11 protein-coding genes, 2 tRNA genes and 3 rRNA genes are annotated in these 18,032 nt (G+C 60.4%); 2 read left to right on the top strand and 14 right to left on the bottom strand.

The window, feature by feature from the left end; genetic code table 11:
- Positions 1–132: 132 nt before the first annotated feature.
- The 6 genes from OKW30_RS24705 to norR all read right to left on the bottom strand — a co-directional run bounded on the left by OKW30_RS24705 (position 133) and on the right by norR (position 7,386).
- Positions 133–951: an HpcH/HpaI aldolase/citrate lyase family protein gene (locus OKW30_RS24705; RefSeq protein ID WP_429347879.1), complete on the bottom strand. Its 819-nt coding sequence runs from the start codon at positions 949–951 to the stop codon at positions 133–135.
- On the bottom strand, positions 948–2,336 hold the full coding sequence (locus OKW30_RS24700; RefSeq protein WP_429347878.1) for an MmgE/PrpD family protein: 1,389 nt from the start codon (positions 2,334–2,336) through the stop codon (positions 948–950). Before OKW30_RS24700 ends, OKW30_RS24705 begins: the two co-directional genes overlap by 4 nt.
- Before the next feature lie 16 nt (positions 2,337–2,352).
- On the bottom strand, positions 2,353–3,531 hold the full coding sequence (locus tag OKW30_RS24695; protein ID WP_429347877.1) for a CaiB/BaiF CoA transferase family protein: 1,179 nt from the start codon (positions 3,529–3,531) through the stop codon (positions 2,353–2,355).
- A 16-nt stretch (positions 3,532–3,547) separates the two neighbouring features.
- Positions 3,548–4,711 carry an acyl-CoA dehydrogenase family protein gene (locus OKW30_RS24690; RefSeq protein ID WP_090808501.1) on the bottom strand — a complete coding sequence of 388 codons (1,164 nt, stop codon included), beginning with the start codon at positions 4,709–4,711 and terminating at the stop codon, positions 3,548–3,550.
- Positions 4,712–4,729: 18 nt separating this feature from the next.
- On the bottom strand, positions 4,730–5,572 hold the full coding sequence (locus tag OKW30_RS24685; RefSeq protein WP_184074318.1) for an FAS1-like dehydratase domain-containing protein: 843 nt from the start codon (positions 5,570–5,572) through the stop codon (positions 4,730–4,732).
- Between the two features lie 218 nt (positions 5,573–5,790).
- Positions 5,791–7,386 carry a nitric oxide reductase transcriptional regulator NorR gene (gene norR / locus OKW30_RS24680; RefSeq protein ID WP_429347876.1) on the bottom strand — a complete coding sequence of 532 codons (1,596 nt, stop codon included), beginning with the start codon at positions 7,384–7,386 and terminating at the stop codon, positions 5,791–5,793.
- Positions 7,387–7,524: 138 nt separating this feature from the next.
- Here norR and hmpA point away from each other — a divergent pair, with 138 nt between their 5' ends.
- Positions 7,525–8,706 (top strand): NO-inducible flavohemoprotein, encoded by a 1,182-nt coding sequence (gene hmpA / locus OKW30_RS24675; protein ID WP_429347875.1) that lies wholly within the window; start codon positions 7,525–7,527, stop codon positions 8,704–8,706.
- A 133-nt stretch (positions 8,707–8,839) separates the two neighbouring features.
- On the opposite strand, the gene OKW30_RS24670 is transcribed toward hmpA, so the two are convergent.
- From OKW30_RS24670 to OKW30_RS24635, 8 genes are all read right to left on the bottom strand, one after another.
- Positions 8,840–9,883: a transporter gene (locus tag OKW30_RS24670; RefSeq protein WP_429347874.1), complete on the bottom strand. Its 1,044-nt coding sequence runs from the start codon at positions 9,881–9,883 to the stop codon at positions 8,840–8,842.
- A gap of 201 nt (positions 9,884–10,084) precedes the next feature.
- A 5S ribosomal RNA gene (rrf, locus tag OKW30_RS24665) occupies positions 10,085–10,198 on the bottom strand.
- Between the two features lie 227 nt (positions 10,199–10,425).
- Positions 10,426–13,411, bottom strand: a 23S ribosomal RNA gene (locus OKW30_RS24660).
- Positions 13,412–13,743: 332 nt separating this feature from the next.
- Positions 13,744–13,819 (bottom strand) — tRNA-Ala (locus OKW30_RS24655).
- A 53-nt stretch (positions 13,820–13,872) separates the two neighbouring features.
- Positions 13,873–13,949 (bottom strand) — tRNA-Ile (locus OKW30_RS24650).
- Between the two features lie 75 nt (positions 13,950–14,024).
- Positions 14,025–15,557 (bottom strand): 16S ribosomal RNA (locus OKW30_RS24645).
- The 16S, 23S and 5S rRNA genes sit together here with 2 tRNA genes alongside, the layout of an rRNA operon.
- Positions 15,558–16,167: 610 nt before the next feature.
- The gene (locus OKW30_RS24640) at positions 16,168–16,908 is read right to left on the bottom strand and encodes a CbtA family protein (protein WP_429347873.1); all 741 of its coding nucleotides are present in this window, start codon (positions 16,906–16,908) and stop codon (positions 16,168–16,170) included.
- 11 nt (positions 16,909–16,919) lie between these two features.
- On the bottom strand, positions 16,920–17,141 hold the full coding sequence (locus OKW30_RS24635; RefSeq protein ID WP_184011521.1) for a CbtB domain-containing protein: 222 nt from the start codon (positions 17,139–17,141) through the stop codon (positions 16,920–16,922).
- A 266-nt stretch (positions 17,142–17,407) separates the two neighbouring features.
- Between OKW30_RS24635 and OKW30_RS24630 the strand changes: the two genes are divergently transcribed.
- On the top strand, positions 17,408–18,028 hold the full coding sequence (locus tag OKW30_RS24630) for a histidine phosphatase family protein (RefSeq protein ID WP_429347872.1): 621 nt from the start codon (positions 17,408–17,410) through the stop codon (positions 18,026–18,028).
- The last annotated feature ends 4 nt before the right edge of the window (positions 18,029–18,032 follow it).

The following is an 18,032-nucleotide window of genomic DNA, read 5'->3' as shown; positions in this document are numbered from 1 at the left end:
ACAACGTTGCGACACCGAAACTTTCCGTTGAAATGTGTTACCGATACCAATTTTACCTAGCATGTGACCTGCTAACTATTCAAGTGCGACGATGGGAATCCTGCTATGAAGGGGCGACGGAAAACCGCATTGTCAGAAGCTTTCGGAATCGCCCACAACCCTCCGCGCCCACAGAATCACCGGCATATCGACCATCCTCCCCTCCACGGCAACCGCGGCGCCATGGCTCGCCTCGACAGCCGCAAGCACCCGTTGCGCCCACTCCACCTCGGCGTCACTCCATGCATACGCGCGATGCACCGGCTCGATCTGCTTCGGATGAATGCAAAGCTTGCCGCCGAAACCGAACCGCCGGCCGCGCCGCGCATCAGCTTGCACCGCATCAGCATCGGTAATGGTCGTCGACACGCCATCCACCGGCGCACCAATGCCAGCCAGCCTCGACGCAAGCACGATCTGCGAGCGAAACAGATGCAACTCCTCGCCATCCCCATCGATGCCGAGATCGATCTGAAAATCCAGCGTACCGAAGACGATACGCAGCACGCGCGGCGCGCTGCACAACTCCGCAAGATTCGCGAACCCGCGCGCAGTCTCGACAATCGGCAGCACGCTCAACGCCGGATGCGCGCTGGCCAGCACCGCGTTGATCTGTTCGCGCGTCTCAGCCTTCGGCAGCACGATTCCGGCCACGCCGGTCTGCCCAACGAGCGCCGCAACGTCATCTGGAAACCATGGCGTATCCGAGCCATTGATACGCACCCAGGCGGCCCGCGATGCGTTAGCCGACACCGCGGCCACAACCGCCGCACGCGCCGGCACCTTCTGATCCGGCTGCACCGCGTCTTCCAGATCGAGAATCACCGCATCCGCGCCGGCCGCATAGGCCTTGTCAAACCGCTCAGGCCGATTCCCAGGCACGAACAGATACGACCGGGGCAATGCGCTCATGCGGCCACCATCGTGCGCGAAGTTGCATCGAATACCGAGCCAATCTGCTTCTCTTCGGCGATACGCCATGCACGGCGAAGCAGTTGCGCCGCCTCCTGTTCGCTAGCCGCACCCGAAAACGCCGCCAGCCGATGCAGCTTCGTCGCAATCTCGTCGCGCGACAAGGTATTGCCTGGATCGCCCTTCGGCTCATCGACACGCCCATCGAACACGCGGCCGTCGGTCGTCGTCACCGTGACCTTGCCGATCCAGCGTGCGGGATAGGCGGCGTCGACTTCAGCGTCGAGCGCCATTGTGACCTTGTCGCGAAACGCGGCGATCTCGCTCGCGTCGAAACCCTGCTCGAATTCGGTCACGCCGGCATAGCCGTGATGCGCGACCAGCCCAAGCACTGTGCCCATGTTGAACTTCGCCTGATGTACGCTGCGCGGCGCGACCACGGGACCGAGCACATCGATCGCGCCTTGATGCACGTGCGCGACGACCTTCGCGATGTCGCGCGGCGCGAAACGATGCATCTGCACGACGGCGAGCAGCGCATCGGCGGCCGGATGCGTATGGCGGCACGCCGCGTGATACTTGAACGATGTCTCCGCGGTCGCCCAGCGGCTGCCAAGCCGATGGACGAGGCGCGCCGGATCGGCGTCCCTCGACATGCCGGCGGCCATGCCCTGGGCGCCTTCGAGAATGTGCGTCGCGCCCTTGAAGCCGTCGGCGGCGAGTTGCGCGGCCATCAGGCCGTTCGCGGCGGCCATCGCGGTGTGCAGTTGCTTCGAGTCGGCGGCGTCGCGCAGAAATTCCCATAGGCCGCTCGCCTGCGTGCCCGCCGAGCCGAACGCATCGAGCATTTGGGACGGCAACAAACCCAGCAAGCGTCCTGCGGTTGCCGCTGCCGCGACCGTGCCGACCGTGCCCGTAGTGTGAAACACCTTGTAGTGCGAGCGCCCGAGAAATTCGCCGATGCGAATGCCGACCTCGTATCCCGCCACCGCCGCCGCGATGAAGTCGCGCCCCGACGCTCGCTTTGCCTGTGCCAACGCGAGCGCAACCGGAAACACCACGGTCGCCGGATGAAACACCGAGCCATTGTGCACATCGTCCTGTTCGGCGAAATGCGATGCCGCGCCGTTGATCATCGCGGCGAAATACGGCGTGGTGCGACCGCGGTCGATCAGCACCTCGCAGAGGCCCTCGTTCGTCGCCCCCGCTGCCGTGCGTGCGAACCGCGCGATCGTCTCGACCGGGCGCGCGCCTTTGCCGGCCAGCGCCGAGCCGAGCCAATCGACGTACAGGTTGACGGTACGCTCGACGACCTCGTGCGGGATGCGGTCGAAGTCGAGTTGCGCGGCGAAAGTGGCAAGCGTGAGACTGGGATGGTCGTTCATGGGGGTCGTTACCGAATCAGATCGTGCCCGCCGCGCGCAGCGCGTCGATACGCCCATTGTCGTAGCCAAGCTCACGCAGAATTGCTTCCGTATGTTGACCAAGCGTGGGCACAGGGTCCATTCGCGGCTCGAGGTCGGAAGGCAGACCGGGCGGCCGCAATGCGGGTATCGTCCCCGTTGCCGTGCCGACTTCCTGCCAGCGCTCGCGCGCCTTCAGTTGCGGATGCGCCCACACATCGGCGAGCGTATTCATCTGCGCGTTCGCGATGCCTGCCTCATCGAGTCGATCGATCACGTGCGCCGCGCTCTGCTTCGCAAACGCCGCGACGATCACCTCGCGCAGGGCGTCGCGCGCCGCAGTACGTTTCGAGTTCGATGCAAAGCGTTCGTCGGTTGCCAGTTCAGGCTGTTCGAGCACGCGCTCGCAGAACAGCTTCCATTCGCGTTCGTTCTGCAGGCCAAGCATGACCGTCTTGCCGTCGCCAGCGGGAAACGGGCCATAAGGATAGATCGTTGCATGCGCGGCGCCCGCAAGCGCGGGCTGCGACTGACCGTCGATCGCGTAGTAGAGCGGATAACCCATCCACTCGACCATGCTCTCGAGCATCGATACATCGATGCGGCAACCGCGCCCTGTGCGTCCACGCTGCAACAGCGCGCTCAGGATGTTCGAATACGCGTACATGCCCGCCGCGACATCGGCGATCGAACAGCCCGCTTTCGCTGGCGAGCCGGGCGAACCGGTGATCGACAGGAAGCCGGACTCGCTTTGAATCAGCAGGTCGTACGCCTTCTTGTCGCGATACGGACCGTCCGCGCCGTAGCCGGAAATATCGCAGACGATCAACTTCGGATACTTGTGGCTCAATGTGTCATAACCGAGGCCAAGCCGTTCGGCCGCGCCTGGCGCGAGGTTCTGCACGAGCACGTCGGCATCGGCAATCAACGCATCGAGAATCTCGGCCGCCGCGGGCTGCTTCAGGTCGAGCGAAAGACTCTCCTTCGAGCGATTGGTCCACACGAAGTGCGACGACAGCCCATGCACACGTTCGTCATAGCCGCGCGCGAAATCGCCGACGCCGGGCCGTTCGATCTTGATCACGCGCGCCCCGAGATCGGCCAGTTGACGCGTGCAGAACGGCGCGGCAATCGCGTGTTCGAGCGTGATGACCTTGATACCGTCGAGTGGTCTCATGATGTCCGCCAGCGGGTCAGAACGAACGCGGCAGCCCGAGGATATGCTCGGCCACGTACGAGAGAATCAGATTGGTCGATATCGGCGCGACTTGATACAGACGCGTTTCACGAAACTTGCGCTCGACGTCGTACTCGCACGCGAAGCCGAAGCCGCCGTGAAATTGCAGGCACGCATTGGCCGCTTCCCACGACGCATCCGCCGCGAGCAGCTTCGCCATATTCGCCTGCGCACCGCACGGTTGATGTGCGTCGAAACGACGTGCCGCTTCGAAGCGCATCAGGCTCGCCGCCTCGACGTTGATGAACGAGCGCGCGATCGGAAACTGCACGCCCTGGTTCTGTCCGATCGGCCGGCCGAACACGACGCGCTCCTTCGCGTATTCGGTGACTTTATCGACAAACCAGTAACCGTCACCGATGCATTCCGCGGCGATCAGCGTGCGCTCCGCGTTCAGGCCATCGAGAATGTATTTGAAGCCTTGCCCTTCCTCGCCGATCAGATTCTCGGCCGGAATTTCGAGGTTGTCGAAAAAGAGCTCGTTGGTCTCGTGATTGACCATGTTCAGAATCGGCTGCACGGTCAGGCCATGACCGATCGCCTCGCGCAGATCGACGATGAAGATCGACATGCCCTCTGATTTCCTCTTCACGTCCGCGAGCGAAGTGGTGCGTGCGAGCAGAATCATCAGGTCCGAGTGTTGCACGCGCGAGATCCACACCTTCTGACCGTTGATCACGTAACGGTCACCGCGCCGCTCTGCGGTCGTCTTGATCTTCGTCGTATCGGTGCCGGTGGTCGGCTCGGTCACGCCCATCGATTGCAAACGCAGGTCGCCGTTCGCGATCTTCGGCAGATACCTGCGCTTCTGTTCTTCCGAACCGTGCCGCAGCAGCGTGCCCATGTTGTACATCTGCCCGTGGCACGCGCCCGAGTTGCCGCCCGCGCGATTGATCTCCTCCATGATCACCGACGCTTCCGTGAGCCCGAGCCCCGAGCCGCCGAAGTCCTGCGGAATCAGCGCGGCGAGCCAGCCGGCCTTCGTCAGCGCGTCGACGAACTCTTCCGGATAGCCGCGCGCCTCGTCGATCTTGCGAAAGTACTCGCCGGAAAACTGCTGACACAGATCGCGCACGGCCTCGCGAATGTCCTGGAACGAATCGTGTTGCGTGGTTTGCATAGTCGAGTCTCGCGGAATTCAGGCGAGCGCGGCGGTCGCGCGCATGGTCAGATAACCTTCGTGGTCCTTCGCCCACAGGTCGATGGTCTTGCCGTCGGCGGCGGGCTTGCCGCATACCGTGAACGGCTGGTCCGCGAACGTGGGGCGAAGCGCGCGAAACGCGAAGCTTTGCAGTGTCGCTTGCGGCAGTTCTCGGCGCACGAGATCGACCAGCAGCGTCGCGATCAGCGGGCCATGCACGACGAGGCCCGGATAGCCTTCGACCTGCGTGACATAAGGATGGTCGTAGTGAATGCGATGGCCGTTGAAAGTCAGCGCCGAGTAGCGCAACAGCATCACGGCATCGGCGTCGATCGTGCGGCGCCATGTTTCGTCTTCGGGCGCGGGCGCCGGCTGTTGCGGCCGCGCGCCCTCCTGCGGCGCGTCGCGATAGACGATGTCGTGCTCCTCTTCGAGCTTCAACTCGCCATCGACTTCGATCGTATGTTGCACGGTGACGAACACGAGGCGGCCCGAGCGGCCGGTCTTGTCCTCGATATTGGCGATCGTCGACGTGCGCCGCGCATGCTCGCCGATCTTCAGCGGCGCATGAAACGTGAGCCGGCCGCCAGCCCACATGCGGCGCGGCAGTGGCACGGGCGGCAGAAAATCGCCACGCTTCGGATGTCCGTCGGGGCCGACTTCGGAGAGCGGCGCAACCGGCAGAAAGTACAGCCAGTGCCACAACGGCGGTACGGTGTTACCGCTTTCCTCGCGATCGAGCGTGGCGGCAAGCGCCTTCAATGGAAACGCGGTGATGTCGTCTTCGGCCACCGCCTGCTTGTTGAGCCAATCGTCGAGTTTCTCTGGGGCAGCGGACATGACGGAGTCTCCAGATTCAGTGTGATGGTCCTCGTTAGGGCCCACTATGACCGACGCGCTGCGTTCCGCGAAGTTCGATTTTCCGAAGCGGGCCTTTGTTTTTCGTTAAGACGTTGAGCCCAGCGAGCGGCGCTGACGATCTGTTGTCAGCGCGATCGGCGATTCGATGTGGCTTGACCTTAGTGCCGGGCCGCGACGGCACCCCTGCGCCTGTTCGCTCATTTGAGCCCGAGCCGTTTAGCCAGCCGATTCAGATTCGCCCGGTCCAGCCCCAGCTCGCGCGCGACCGCGGCCCAGTTCTGCCTGTTGCGGATCAGCGCTTCGAGAACGAGATTGCGTTCGAACTCGGTGACCGCGCTGCGAAAGTCTTTCGTCTCGCTTTCCTCGCTCTGCGTGGCGATTTGATTGGCTTCATGATCTTGTGCGTCCGACAACGCGAAGCCCGCGGCCGTCAACGTCAGAATACGGCGGCGCTCACGATTGGCCGCCAACGCCTTCAGCGCGCTGCGTCCGATCAGATGCTCCAGTTCGCGCACATTGCCGGGCCATGAGTAGTGCAGCAATGCGGCCTGTGCGTCAGCCGCAAGACGCAGGCTCAGCAAACCGAGCCGGGAGCGATTGTCTTCGAGGAAGAAGCCCGCCAGCAGTAGCACGTCGCGGCCACGCTCGCGCAACGGCGACACGCGCAGCGGATACACGCTGAGGCGATGATAGAGGTCGGCGCGAAAGCGGCCCGCGCGCAATTCTTCGGCGAGGTCGCGATTGGTTGCGGCGATGAGCCGCACGTCGACTCTGTGTTCGTGGTCCGAGCCGATGCGCTGCAACTGGCCGTTCTGCAGCACGCGCAACAGCTTTGCCTGCACCGCGAGGGGCAACTCACCGACTTCGTCGAGGAAAATGGTGCCGCCGTCCGCGAGTTCGAACTTGCCGCGTCGATCCGCCGAGGCTCCCGAAAACGCGCCGCGCACGTGCCCGAACAGTTCGCTCTCGACGAGCGTATCGGGCAACGCCGCGCAGTTCAGGCTGATCAGCGGCTTGTTCGCGCGCGGCGACAGCGCGTGGATCGCATTGGCGACAAGTTCCTTGCCGACGCCGGTCTCGCCGGTGACGAGCACGGTCAGATCGCTGGCGGCCACCACCTCGATCTCCTTGATCATGCGGCGATGCGCGTCGCTGCTACCGATCAGCTCGCGCCGGCTCTCGCTGCTCGCCAGCCGATACGCTTCCGCGCGGCGCTGCGCCTCCTCGCCATTGCGCGCCAACGCGTCGATGCGTTCGACGACGCTCACGGTCGCGGCCGCGAGGCCGAGAAACGCCTGCAGCGAGGCCATGTCGAGTGTGTCGAAGCGCGCCGGGTCGAGTGCGTCGAGCGTGAGCAAGCCCCAAGGCTCGCCGCGGATGAACAGCGGGCACCCCAGACAGTCGTGCACTTCGAGGTGCCCGGGCGCCATGCCTTGCACGAGGCCATCGTAGGGATCGGGCAAATCGGAGTCGGCGGCGAAGCGCGTCGGCCCTGGCTGGGCCAGCAGCTCCTGAAAGCGCGGATGCTCGGCGACGCGAAAACGCCGCCCGAGCGTATCGCTGCTCAAGCCGTCGATGGCGAGCGGCACCAGCGTATCGCCTTCGAGGCGTAGCAGAGCGGCCGCGTCGCCCGGAAATAGCGAGCGCAGCGCGCTGAGCAGCCGCCGATAACGCTCGCGCTCGGACAGCTCGCGCGACAGGTCGAGAATCAGCGGGGTAAGAACATCGAGGACCGCCCCTGTAGTCAGATCGACTGCGGATTGGGTCTTTTCGACTAGGGTCGAATGAACCATCTTAATTGCCAGATCGTTGATCTAAATGCATTTTATACCTGGCACGAATCGTGGATAGCAGAGGCAGTCTGCCGAAACCGGCTGTGACATTCGCTGATAGGCAGACGCTCACCCAGACTCTCACCAGGACTTAAAAACATGCTATCCGCCGAACACCGCGCCATCATCAAAGCAACCGTGCCGCTCCTGGAAAGCGGCGGCGAGGCGCTCACCACGCACTTCTACAATCTGATGCTCAGCGAGCATCCGGAAGTGCGCCCGATGTTCAATCAAGCCAATCAGGCAAGCGGCGCGCAACCGCGCGCGTTGGCCAACGGCGTGCTGATGTATGCGCGCCATATCGATCAGCTCGAGCAGTTGGGCGGGCTAGTCGCGCAGATCATCAACAAGCACGTGTCGCTGAACGTGCAGCCTGAGCACTATCCGATCGTCGGCAAGTGTCTGCTGCGCGCGATTCGCGAGGTACTCGGCGCGGACGTCGCAACCGCCGCCGTGATCGAAGCGTGGGCCGCCGCGTATCAACAACTCGCCGATCTTCTGATCGGCCTCGAAGAGAAGATCTACGCCGAAAGCGCAGCAGCGCCCGGCGGCTGGCGCGGCACGCGGCTGTTCCGCGTCGCGCGCAAAGTACGTGAAAGCGACGAGATCACGTCGTTCTATCTGCGTCCCGATGACGGCGGCGAATTGCTCGCGTTTCAGCCGGGTCAGTACATTGGCGTGCGTCTGGTGATCGACGGCGAAGAAGTGCGTCGCAACTATTCGCTGTCCGCAATGAGCGATGGCCGCGAATATCGCATCAGCGTGAAGCGTGAACCGAATGGCACCGTGTCGAAGTATCTGCACGAGCAGATCAAGGAAAGCAACTCGCTCGAGCTGTTCGCGCCGTCCGGCGAATTTACGCTGCAACCTGGCGACAAGCCGTTGGTGCTGATCAGCGGCGGTGTTGGCATTACGCCGACGATGGCGATGCTGGAGGCCGCGCTGAAGACCAATCGTACGGTGCATTTCATTCACGCGGCCCGTCATGGTGGCGTGCACGCATTCCGCGGCGCAATCGATGCATTGGCCGCACGCCATCCGCAACTGAAGCGCTTCTATTGCTACGAGGAGCGCCGTGATGGCGATGCCGAAGCGCACGCGGTCGGTTACGTCGACGAAGCGAATCTGAAGAAGTGGTTGCCGGAAACGCGCGATGTCGACGTGTATTTCCTCGGGCCCGTCGCGTTCATGAAGGCGATCAAGAAAGGGCTGAAGGCGATCGGCGTGCCGGAATCGCAGAGCCGTTATGAGTTCTTTGGTCCGGCTGCCGCGCTCGGATAACGCACTCGAGTAATCGACGAGTACTTGCCCTCTTTGAATCGCTGCGAAGCGTATTCGAAGACGGGCATGTTCGGGCTTCGATCACGCCGGCGAGTTTGGCCTCGTAAAAAGCGGGCCAAATCTGCCGCGCCTTCTAGCGCTCCCTCCTGCGGCGAAACGCCCACCAGCCCGTCAGCCCGGTAAAGCCGGCGACCAGCACCACCATCAGCCAGAAGCCATGCTTGTTCTCGGCGAGCGGAATACCACCGACGTTTATGCCGAAGAAACCGGCGACGATATTGATCGGCATCACCAGCACCGTGACTAGCGTCAGCGTAAATAGCGTCCGGTTGTTCTGCTCCTCGAGGCGCGAGGTGATTTCTTCCTGCAGCAATCTGACCCGCTCGATCAATCCCGCTACGTCCGAAAGCACGACCGAGAACTCCTCCGTCGATTCACGCAGATCTTGCACGTCTTCCGCATGAAGCCAGCGAGGCGGCCTCGCCAGCAAGCGGAAAATCGCGCCCGGTTCGGGTGCCAGCATGCGTTGCAGGCGTGTCAGCGTGCGACGCATCGCGCCGAGGTCCAGGCGGTTTTGCGTCTGCCGTTGCGACAGAAAGCGATCCTCGATTCGATCGACGTCGGCACTGGTTCGGCGGACGATCTGCACGAGCAGGTCGGCCTGGTCGCGCATCAGATGAACTAGCAGTTCGGCAGGTGACCTGAATATTTCACCTTCGCGCACCGACGCGCGCAAACGGTCGACCGAGCGCAGCGGCTTCAGCCGCGCCGTCACGATGAGCCGCTTATGTGCGTAGATCCACAGCGTCGCGATTTCTGACGGGATGAATTCGAGGTTAAACATGACGTCGTTGACGACCGCGCGCAGTGCGCCGTCCGCATGCTCGATCCGCGTCGAATGCGAGCCTTCGCGCAAGGCGTCGAAAAAGGTTTCGGGCAGATCGAGTTGCGTGCGCATCCAGCGCTCGCTCGCGCTATGCGCGAGATTGAAGTGAAGCCATAGAAACTCGCCAGCGTCCGTCGCGCTAGTGCCGGCATCGTCCTCGCGCTCGCGGTACCAGTCGATGACTTCGTCCGCGTCGATCGGCCGCCCGGCGAGCGTCGGCGAAAACCGGAAACCGCAGACCATACCCGACGAATCCGCGCCGTAGGTTTGCATTGCCAGATCTGATTTCATAGGTCGTTCGATGCCAGCGCTTCCGAAAGGAATACGTGAGCATAGCGCGAACAATTGAAAGAGAGTTGACGCGCGCACTTTCCGGCGTCGTATTGTCGAATTGCGGCGGCTGGATTGTCTCCGAAACGTCATCTCTGCCGATGACGGCCGCGTAAACGCAAAAACCCCACCGCGGCGGGTGGGGTTTCTGACTGGGGGGGAGCCTGACGATTACCTACTTTCACACGGGCAATCCGCACTATCATCGGCGTGGAGTCGTTTCACGGTCCTGTTCGGGATGGGAAGGGGTGGGACCGACTCGCTATGGTCATCAGGCATGACGGGTTGCTGCGTCGCAGGGTTGGAGTCAACCGGTTGCGCCGCAGCCAATCGGGAAGAAGCGTAAAGGATTCGGGTGTGGGGGGTTGTGTTGTTTCTGGCACAACACTGAATCCCAACCGTGCGTTTCTGCTGGCTCCCGCGGGAGTTCACACCAATCCCCTTCGGGGATCGGACCGGCGCAAGTGCTCAAGCACTCACGCGGGTCGAGACACACCTGTTATAGGATCAAGCCTTACGGGCAATTAGTATCAGTTAGCTCAGTACATTACTGTACGTGCACACCTGACCTATCAACGTCCTGGTCTTGAACGACCCTTCAAGGGGCTCGAAGCCCCGGGGATATCTCATCTTAAGGCGAGTTTCCCGCTTAGATGCTTTCAGCGGTTATCTCTTCCGAACATAGCTACCCGGCGATGCCACTGGCGTGACAACCGGTACACCAGAGGTTCGTCCACTCCGGTCCTCTCGTACTAGGAGCAGCCCCCTTCAAATATCCAGCGCCCACGGCAGATAGGGACCAAACTGTCTCACGACGTTTTAAACCCAGCTCACGTACCTCTTTAAATGGCGAACAGCCATACCCTTGGGACCGGCTACAGCCCCAGGATGAGATGAGCCGACATCGAGGTGCCAAACACCGCCGTCGATATGAACTCTTGGGCGGTATCAGCCTGTTATCCCCAGAGTACCTTTTATCCGTTGAGCGATGGCCCTTCCATACAGAACCACCGGATCACTATGACCTGCTTTCGCACCTGTTCGACTTGTCAGTCTCACAGTCAAGCACGCTTATGCCATTGCACTATCAGCACGATTTCCGACCGTACCTAGCGTACCTTCGTACTCCTCCGTTACACTTTGGGAGGAGACCGCCCCAGTCAAACTGCCTACCATGCACTGTCCCCGACCCGGATCACGGGCCAAGGTTAGAACCTCAAACAGATCAGGGTGGTATTTCAAGGACGGCTCCATTGAGACTGGCGTCCCAACTTCATAGCCTCCCACCTATCCTACACAGACCGGTTCAAAGTCCAATGCAAAGCTACAGTAAAGGTTCATGGGGTCTTTCCGTCTAGCCGCGGGGAGATTGCATCATCACAAACACTTCAACTTCGCTGAGTCTCGGGAGGAGACAGTGTGGCCATCGTTACGCCATTCGTGCAGGTCGGAACTTACCCGACAAGGAATTTCGCTACCTTAGGACCGTTATAGTTACGGCCGCCGTTTACCGGGACTTCAATCAGGAGCTTGCACCCCATCATTTAATCTTCCGGCACCGGGCAGGCGTCACACCCTATACGTCCACTTTCGTGTTTGCAGAGTGCTGTGTTTTTATTAAACAGTCGCAGCCACCAGTTTATTGCAACCCTTTCACCCTTCTGGCGCAGGCCAGTCAGGCTATGAGGGCGTACCTTATCCCGAAGTTACGGTACCAATTTGCCGAGTTCCTTCTCCCGAGTTCTCTCAAGCGCCTTAGAATACTCATCTCGCCCACCTGTGTCGGTTTGCGGTACGGTCACTGTGAAACTGAAGCTTAGAGGCTTTTCCTGGAACCCCTTCCAGTTGCTTCGCCACCGAAGTGGCTCGCCTCGCACCCTTGAATTGCGCGCCCGGATTTGCCAAAGCGCCTTCTCCAATGCAAGGACCGGGACTTCCAACACCCGGACAACCTTCCGCGATCCGTCCCCCCATCGCATTTCACAATGGTGCAGAAATATTAATCTGCTTCCCATCAGCTACGCATTTCTGCCTCGCCTTAGGGGCCGACTCACCCTACGCCGATGAACGTTGCGTAGGAAACCTTGGGCTTACGGCGAGGGGGCCTTTCACCCCCTTTATCGCTACTCATGTCAGCATTCGCACTTCCGATACCTCCAGCACACTTTCCAGTGCACCTTCGCAGGCTTACGGAACGCTCTCCTACCATGCACATTACTGTGCATCCGCAGCTTCGGTATATGGCTTAGCCCCGTTACATCTTCCGCGCAGGACGACTCGATCAGTGAGCTATTACGCTTTCTTTAAAGGGTGGCTGCTTCTAAGCCAACCTCCTGACTGTTTTAGCCTTCCCACTTCGTTTCCCACTTAGCCATATTTGGGGACCTTAGCTGGCGGTCTGGGTTGTTTCCCTCTTGACACCGGACGTTAGCACCCGATGTCTGTCTCCCGTGATTGCACTCTTCGGTATTCGGAGTTTGCTATGGCGTAGTAATCCGCAATGGACCCCACAACCATGACAGTGCTCTACCCCCGAAGGTGAGACACGAGGCACTACCTAAATAGTTTTCGGAGAGAACCAGCTATTTCCAGGTTTGTTTAGCCTTTCACCCCTATCCACAGCTCATCCCCTAACTTTTCAACGTTAGTGGGTTCGGTCCTCCAGCACGTGTTACCGTGCCTTCAACCTGGCCATGGATAGATCACCTGGTTTCGGGTCTACACCCAGCGACTGGACGCCCTGTTCGGACTCGCTTTCGCTACGCCTGCCCTAATCGGTTAAGCTCGCCACTGAATGTAAGTCGCTGACCCATTATACAAAAGGTACGCCGTCACCCCGCTTTAAGCGCTCTCGCGCTTAAATCCACTTCAAGCGCGCAGTGGTCATGTTTCAGACTTGATGTCTTTTGACGCATTCATTTCATGAATGCGCCGAAAGCGCTTAAAGCGGGGCTCCGACTGTTTGTATGCATGCGGTTTCAGGATCTGTTTCACTCCCCTCCCGGGGTTCTTTTCGCCTTTCCCTCACGGTACTGGTTCACTATCGGTCGATCACGAGTATTTAGCCTTGGAGGATGGTCCCCCCATCTTCAGACAGGATTTCACGTGTCCCGCCCTACTTCTCGTACACCCAGTTCTTCCATGCTGTTTTCGTCTACAGGGCTATCACCTGCTATGGCCGCACTTTCCAGAGCGTTCGACTAACAATACGGATAACGTGTACCGGCTGATCCCATTTCGCTCGCCACTACTCTGGGAATCTCGGTTGATTTCTTTTCCTGCGGTTACTTAGATGTTTCAGTTCACCGCGTTCGCTTCACGTAGCCTATGGATTCAGCTACGGATACTCCATTAGGAGTGGGTTTCCCCATTCGGACATCTCCGGATCAATGCTCGTTTGCCAGCTCCCCGGAGCTTTTCGCAGGCTACCGCGTCCTTCATCGCCTGTGATCGCCAAGGCATCCACCACATGCACTTGTTCGCTTGACCCTATAACGGGTGTGTCTCTGTGTCGACCCACGTTAGCGCTTTAGCGCTTACGTGGGTCCCATCCCCGGAGGGGATAGACGCACTCGCTACAGGTTGAGTATTCGTGTTGCGCCGTATTCCAAGGCAATCTTAAAATACATCGATACAATCACAACCCTGATTCACCTACTCGGCACCCATCTCCAGGTGCCTTTCGTGAATCTCTTTACTACTTCTTCCTGATTGTTAAAGAACGGCAGCCGGTATGAAGCCTGTGCCTCATACCGCTCTGACTGGCTCAATCGCCAATGCGCAACGCTCTGCCTTCATGCAGAACCCTGCGCATTGAGGATTGGTGGAGGATGACGGGATCGAACCGACGACCCCCTGCTTGCAAAGCAGGTGCTCTCCCAGCTGAGCTAATCCCCCAGTCCCACAGATATTCCAGCGGCCCCGGCCCTTCAGCTCACCAGACAAGACCGTGGTGGGTCTGGATGGATTCGAACCATCGACCCCCGCCTTATCAAGACGGTGCTCTAACCGGCTGAGCTACAGACCCCTGCGTCTGCCTGCGTTTCTTCTAACCACAGCCGATAAGCGTGAGCACTTGAGTGCAATGAATGCACAGCTCTGGAAAGGAGGTGATCCAGCCGCACCTTCCGATACGGCTACCTTGTTACGACTTCACCCCAGTCATGAATCCTACCGTGGTGACCGTCCTCCTTGCGGTTAGACTAGCCACTTCTGGTAAAACCCACTCCCATGGTGTGACGGGCGGTGTGTACAAGACCCGGGAACGTATTCACCGCGGCATGCTGATCCGCGATTACTAGCGATTCCAGCTTCACGCACCCGAGTTGCAGAGTGCGATCCGGACTACGATCGGTTTTCTGGGATTGGCTCCACCTCGCGGCTTGGCAACCCTCTGTTCCGACCATTGTATGACGTGTGAAGCCCTACCCATAAGGGCCATGAGGACTTGACGTCATCCCCACCTTCCTCCGGTTTGTCACCGGCAGTCTCCCTGGAGTGCTCTTGCGTAGCAACTAGGGACAAGGGTTGCGCTCGTTGCGGGACTTAACCCAACATCTCACGACACGAGCTGACGACAGCCATGCAGCACCTGTGTTATGGCTCCCTTTCGGGCACTCCCGCCTCTCGGCAGGATTCCATACATGTCAAGGGTAGGTAAGGTTTTTCGCGTTGCATCGAATTAATCCACATCATCCACCGCTTGTGCGGGTCCCCGTCAATTCCTTTGAGTTTTAATCTTGCGACCGTACTCCCCAGGCGGTCAACTTCACGCGTTAGCTACGTTACCAAGCCAATGAAGGCCCGACAACCAGTTGACATCGTTTAGGGCGTGGACTACCAGGGTATCTAATCCTGTTTGCTCCCCACGCTTTCGTGCATGAGCGTCAGTATTGGCCCAGGGGGCTGCCTTCGCCATCGGTGTTCCTCCACATCTCTACGCATTTCACTGCTACACGTGGAATTCCACCCCCCTCTGCCATACTCCAGCGCTGCAGTCACCAATGCAGTTCCCAGGTTAAGCCCGGGGATTTCACATCGGTCTTACAGCACCGCCTGCGCACGCTTTACGCCCAGTAATTCCGATTAACGCTCGCACCCTACGTATTACCGCGGCTGCTGGCACGTAGTTAGCCGGTGCTTATTCTTCCGGTACCGTCATCCCTCACGGATATTAGCCACGAGGTTTTCTTTCCGGACAAAAGTGCTTTACAACCCGAAGGCCTTCTTCACACACGCGGCATTGCTGGATCAGGCTTGCGCCCATTGTCCAAAATTCCCCACTGCTGCCTCCCGTAGGAGTCTGGGCCGTGTCTCAGTCCCAGTGTGGCTGGTCGTCCTCTCAGACCAGCTACAGATCGTCGGCTTGGTAGGCCTTTACCCCACCAACTACCTAATCTGCCATCGGCCGCCCCTTGAGCGCGAGGTCCCGAAAGATCCCCCGCTTTCCTCTCCCGAGCGTATGCGGTATTAATCCGGCTTTCGCCGGGCTATCCCCCACTCCAGGACACGTTCCGATGTATTACTCACCCGTTCGCCACTCGCCACCAGACCGAAGTCCGTGCTGCCGTTCGACTTGCATGTGTAAGGCATGCCGCCAGCGTTCAATCTGAGCCAGGATCAAACTCTTCAGTTCAAACCTGTTACTGTGTTCGGGCTCTCTCGAACCCGGTCGCTCACTCAACGTACTGACGATGATTGATCCGTCTTTCGACAGACAAACCTTCCTCTAATACTGTGTGAGGCTTCTGATACTTCTGCCTGACAGCAGACTCCGGAGAATCCGCCGCCGCATTCCGCATCAAGCGCCCACACTTATCGACTGTTAGTTTTTAAAGATCGGTCCGCCAAACCCGCCGCGCCTGAACCACCTGAACCACCACTACCCGGCACCGCTTCGTTTGCGTCGCTGCGTCTGCAGCAGAGAAACGAGATTATGGAGAGCGGTCAACAACACGTCAATACCCTTCTCACAATTTATTTTAAAAAGTTGAAGAGCTTAAAAATTGAGCAGCGCCGCGTGCAACCTGAATTAGTTAGGCTTCCAATTGAATTCTCCGGAGCGCCGCGGCGAAAGGGAGAAATGAGTGGAGTTGCGAAAAGCCGTTAAGCAGCTTTTCCACAGAAAATGTTTGCAAGGCTGTGGATAACCGCTCCACAACCGCGGCAAGTGCTTGATCCAAAACCATTCTCGCGCGTTGCGCGCGAAGCATGGCCGCTTGCGCGGCCGCGTGTCACCGTCATAATCAGGCGGACTTCATCGTCACCCGCGCATTCGTACGCATAAAAGCGCTGCGCTCGACCATCGCGCCAAACAGCAGCCCGATCGTCGTCCACATGGCCACCTGCATGCCGATCGCCGCGACGCGGAACTTCCACAGCAGCACAGCCGGGAACGCGGCCGGCACTTCATTGATGACCGGCATCGACAGTTGCACGGCCGCGATGATCACGACGAACAAGAGCCCCGCGACGATCGAACCGTTCCACGCACCCAGCTTCGCCGCCGCGCGACGCCGCACCTTCAGCGAAAACACCATCGTCGCGAGCGAAATCGCGATCATCAGAAAGAACAGGCCCGTGCGCGTGCCGATCGTCTCCGGATCACCGACCGACGGCGGATTGGCCGGATACTTGATATTCGGCACGATCACGAGCGTGATGAACGCGCCAAGCGCGAGCCACGCGGACAGCGCGCGCACGCTCAACGTACCCGCGCGTCCATACGCATACGCAAACACCAGCGAGAACAGCCCGCCAAATGCCGCGCCATACGTGACCACGCCAGTCAGCAGGCCGAGGCCAGCCTGCGTCTGACGGCTCACGATTTCGGGCTCGGGCGCCTCGCCGCGCGCGGCGGCCGCTTTTTCTTCGAATGAAATGGCCTGATCGACCTGTGGTTCGCCGACGATTCGCGCGAACGCGAACGTGAGCAAGCCCGCGACGATGCCCGCGAGCATCCCGCGCACCAACAATTTACCTACCATGTCGAACTCCGTTAGTGGCAGGGAAAGCCGAGCAGATGGCGGCCGTCGTGCACGAACTCATGCACGTACATGCCGGGCACGAGCGACGTCGCGCCCTGTTCCGCACCAACGAAGTAAAGCGCGAGCAACAGCAGCAAGCCGCCGAACACGACCCATGGCAGCAGTTCGCGCAATGGAATGGGAGTGGGCTGGGCCGCCGGTTGCGCGGCGCGATCAAGAACAGCTTCGGTCATGATGGACATCTCCTGGGGTGACGCGCCCCGAAAGTCGATTGCAGAGGAATGGTGCGAAGCTCAGGTCTGGCTTTCGGCTCTTGTGGATTGCAATGCCGATTACAGTGGCGCGACCGCGCCGGGCTCTCACCGGCTTCCGTGCTTCGCAGTGCCGCTATTCTACGCGCTAAACTGCGGCTTCCGTGACGGCGAGGGCTACCTCGCAACGCTCGCCGCGAACCGATGAAACCTCGCAGGCAAGTACGAATGGAGCGCCAACGCAAAGAATGGATACGCGACTATTACTGGTGAGCCACGCGGCAACGGCCGCGCAGCGCGCGGGCCGCTTCCCTGCCGACGATCCGCTCGACGCGCGCGGTCGCGCCGAAGCCGAAGCGGCGCGACCGCGTCTCGCGTTTCCCGCCGACGCCGCCGTGTTCACCAGCCCCGCCGCCAGCGCGCGCGAAACGGCCGCCGCTCTCGGTCTGAGCGCCACGCCTGCCGACGCATTGGCGGATATCGACTATGGCAAATGGCGCGGCCAGCGCCTCGCGGACATTGCCGACGAAACGCCCCGCGAACTCGCCGCCTGGACACGCGAGCCCGACGCCGCGCCGCCCGGCGGCGAATCGTTCGGTCAACTCGTGCAGCGGGTTGGAGAGTGGCTCGACGCGCAGCAGGCAGACGTGCGTTCATGCAATGCCGTCAACGAAGCAAGCTTCGCGGCCTTTGCGCACAGTCGAACCATCGTCGCCATCACCCACGCGACTCTGCTGCGAGCGGCAATCGTGCACGCCCTCGGCGCATCGCCAACCGTGTTCTGTCGCATCGAGATCGCGCCGCTGTCGGTCGTCGCATTACGCCACTCGCGACGCGGCTGGTCGTGGTGGCCGGCCGCCACCGCCTGAACGG

It is taken from the genome of Paraburkholderia sp. Clong3 (assembly GCF_050436485.1).
Classification (GTDB): Bacteria; Pseudomonadota; Gammaproteobacteria; order Burkholderiales; family Burkholderiaceae; genus Paraburkholderia; species Paraburkholderia tuberum.
The sequence above is the reverse complement of the archived record's forward strand: the minus strand, read 5'-3'. Positions and strand labels throughout refer to the sequence as shown.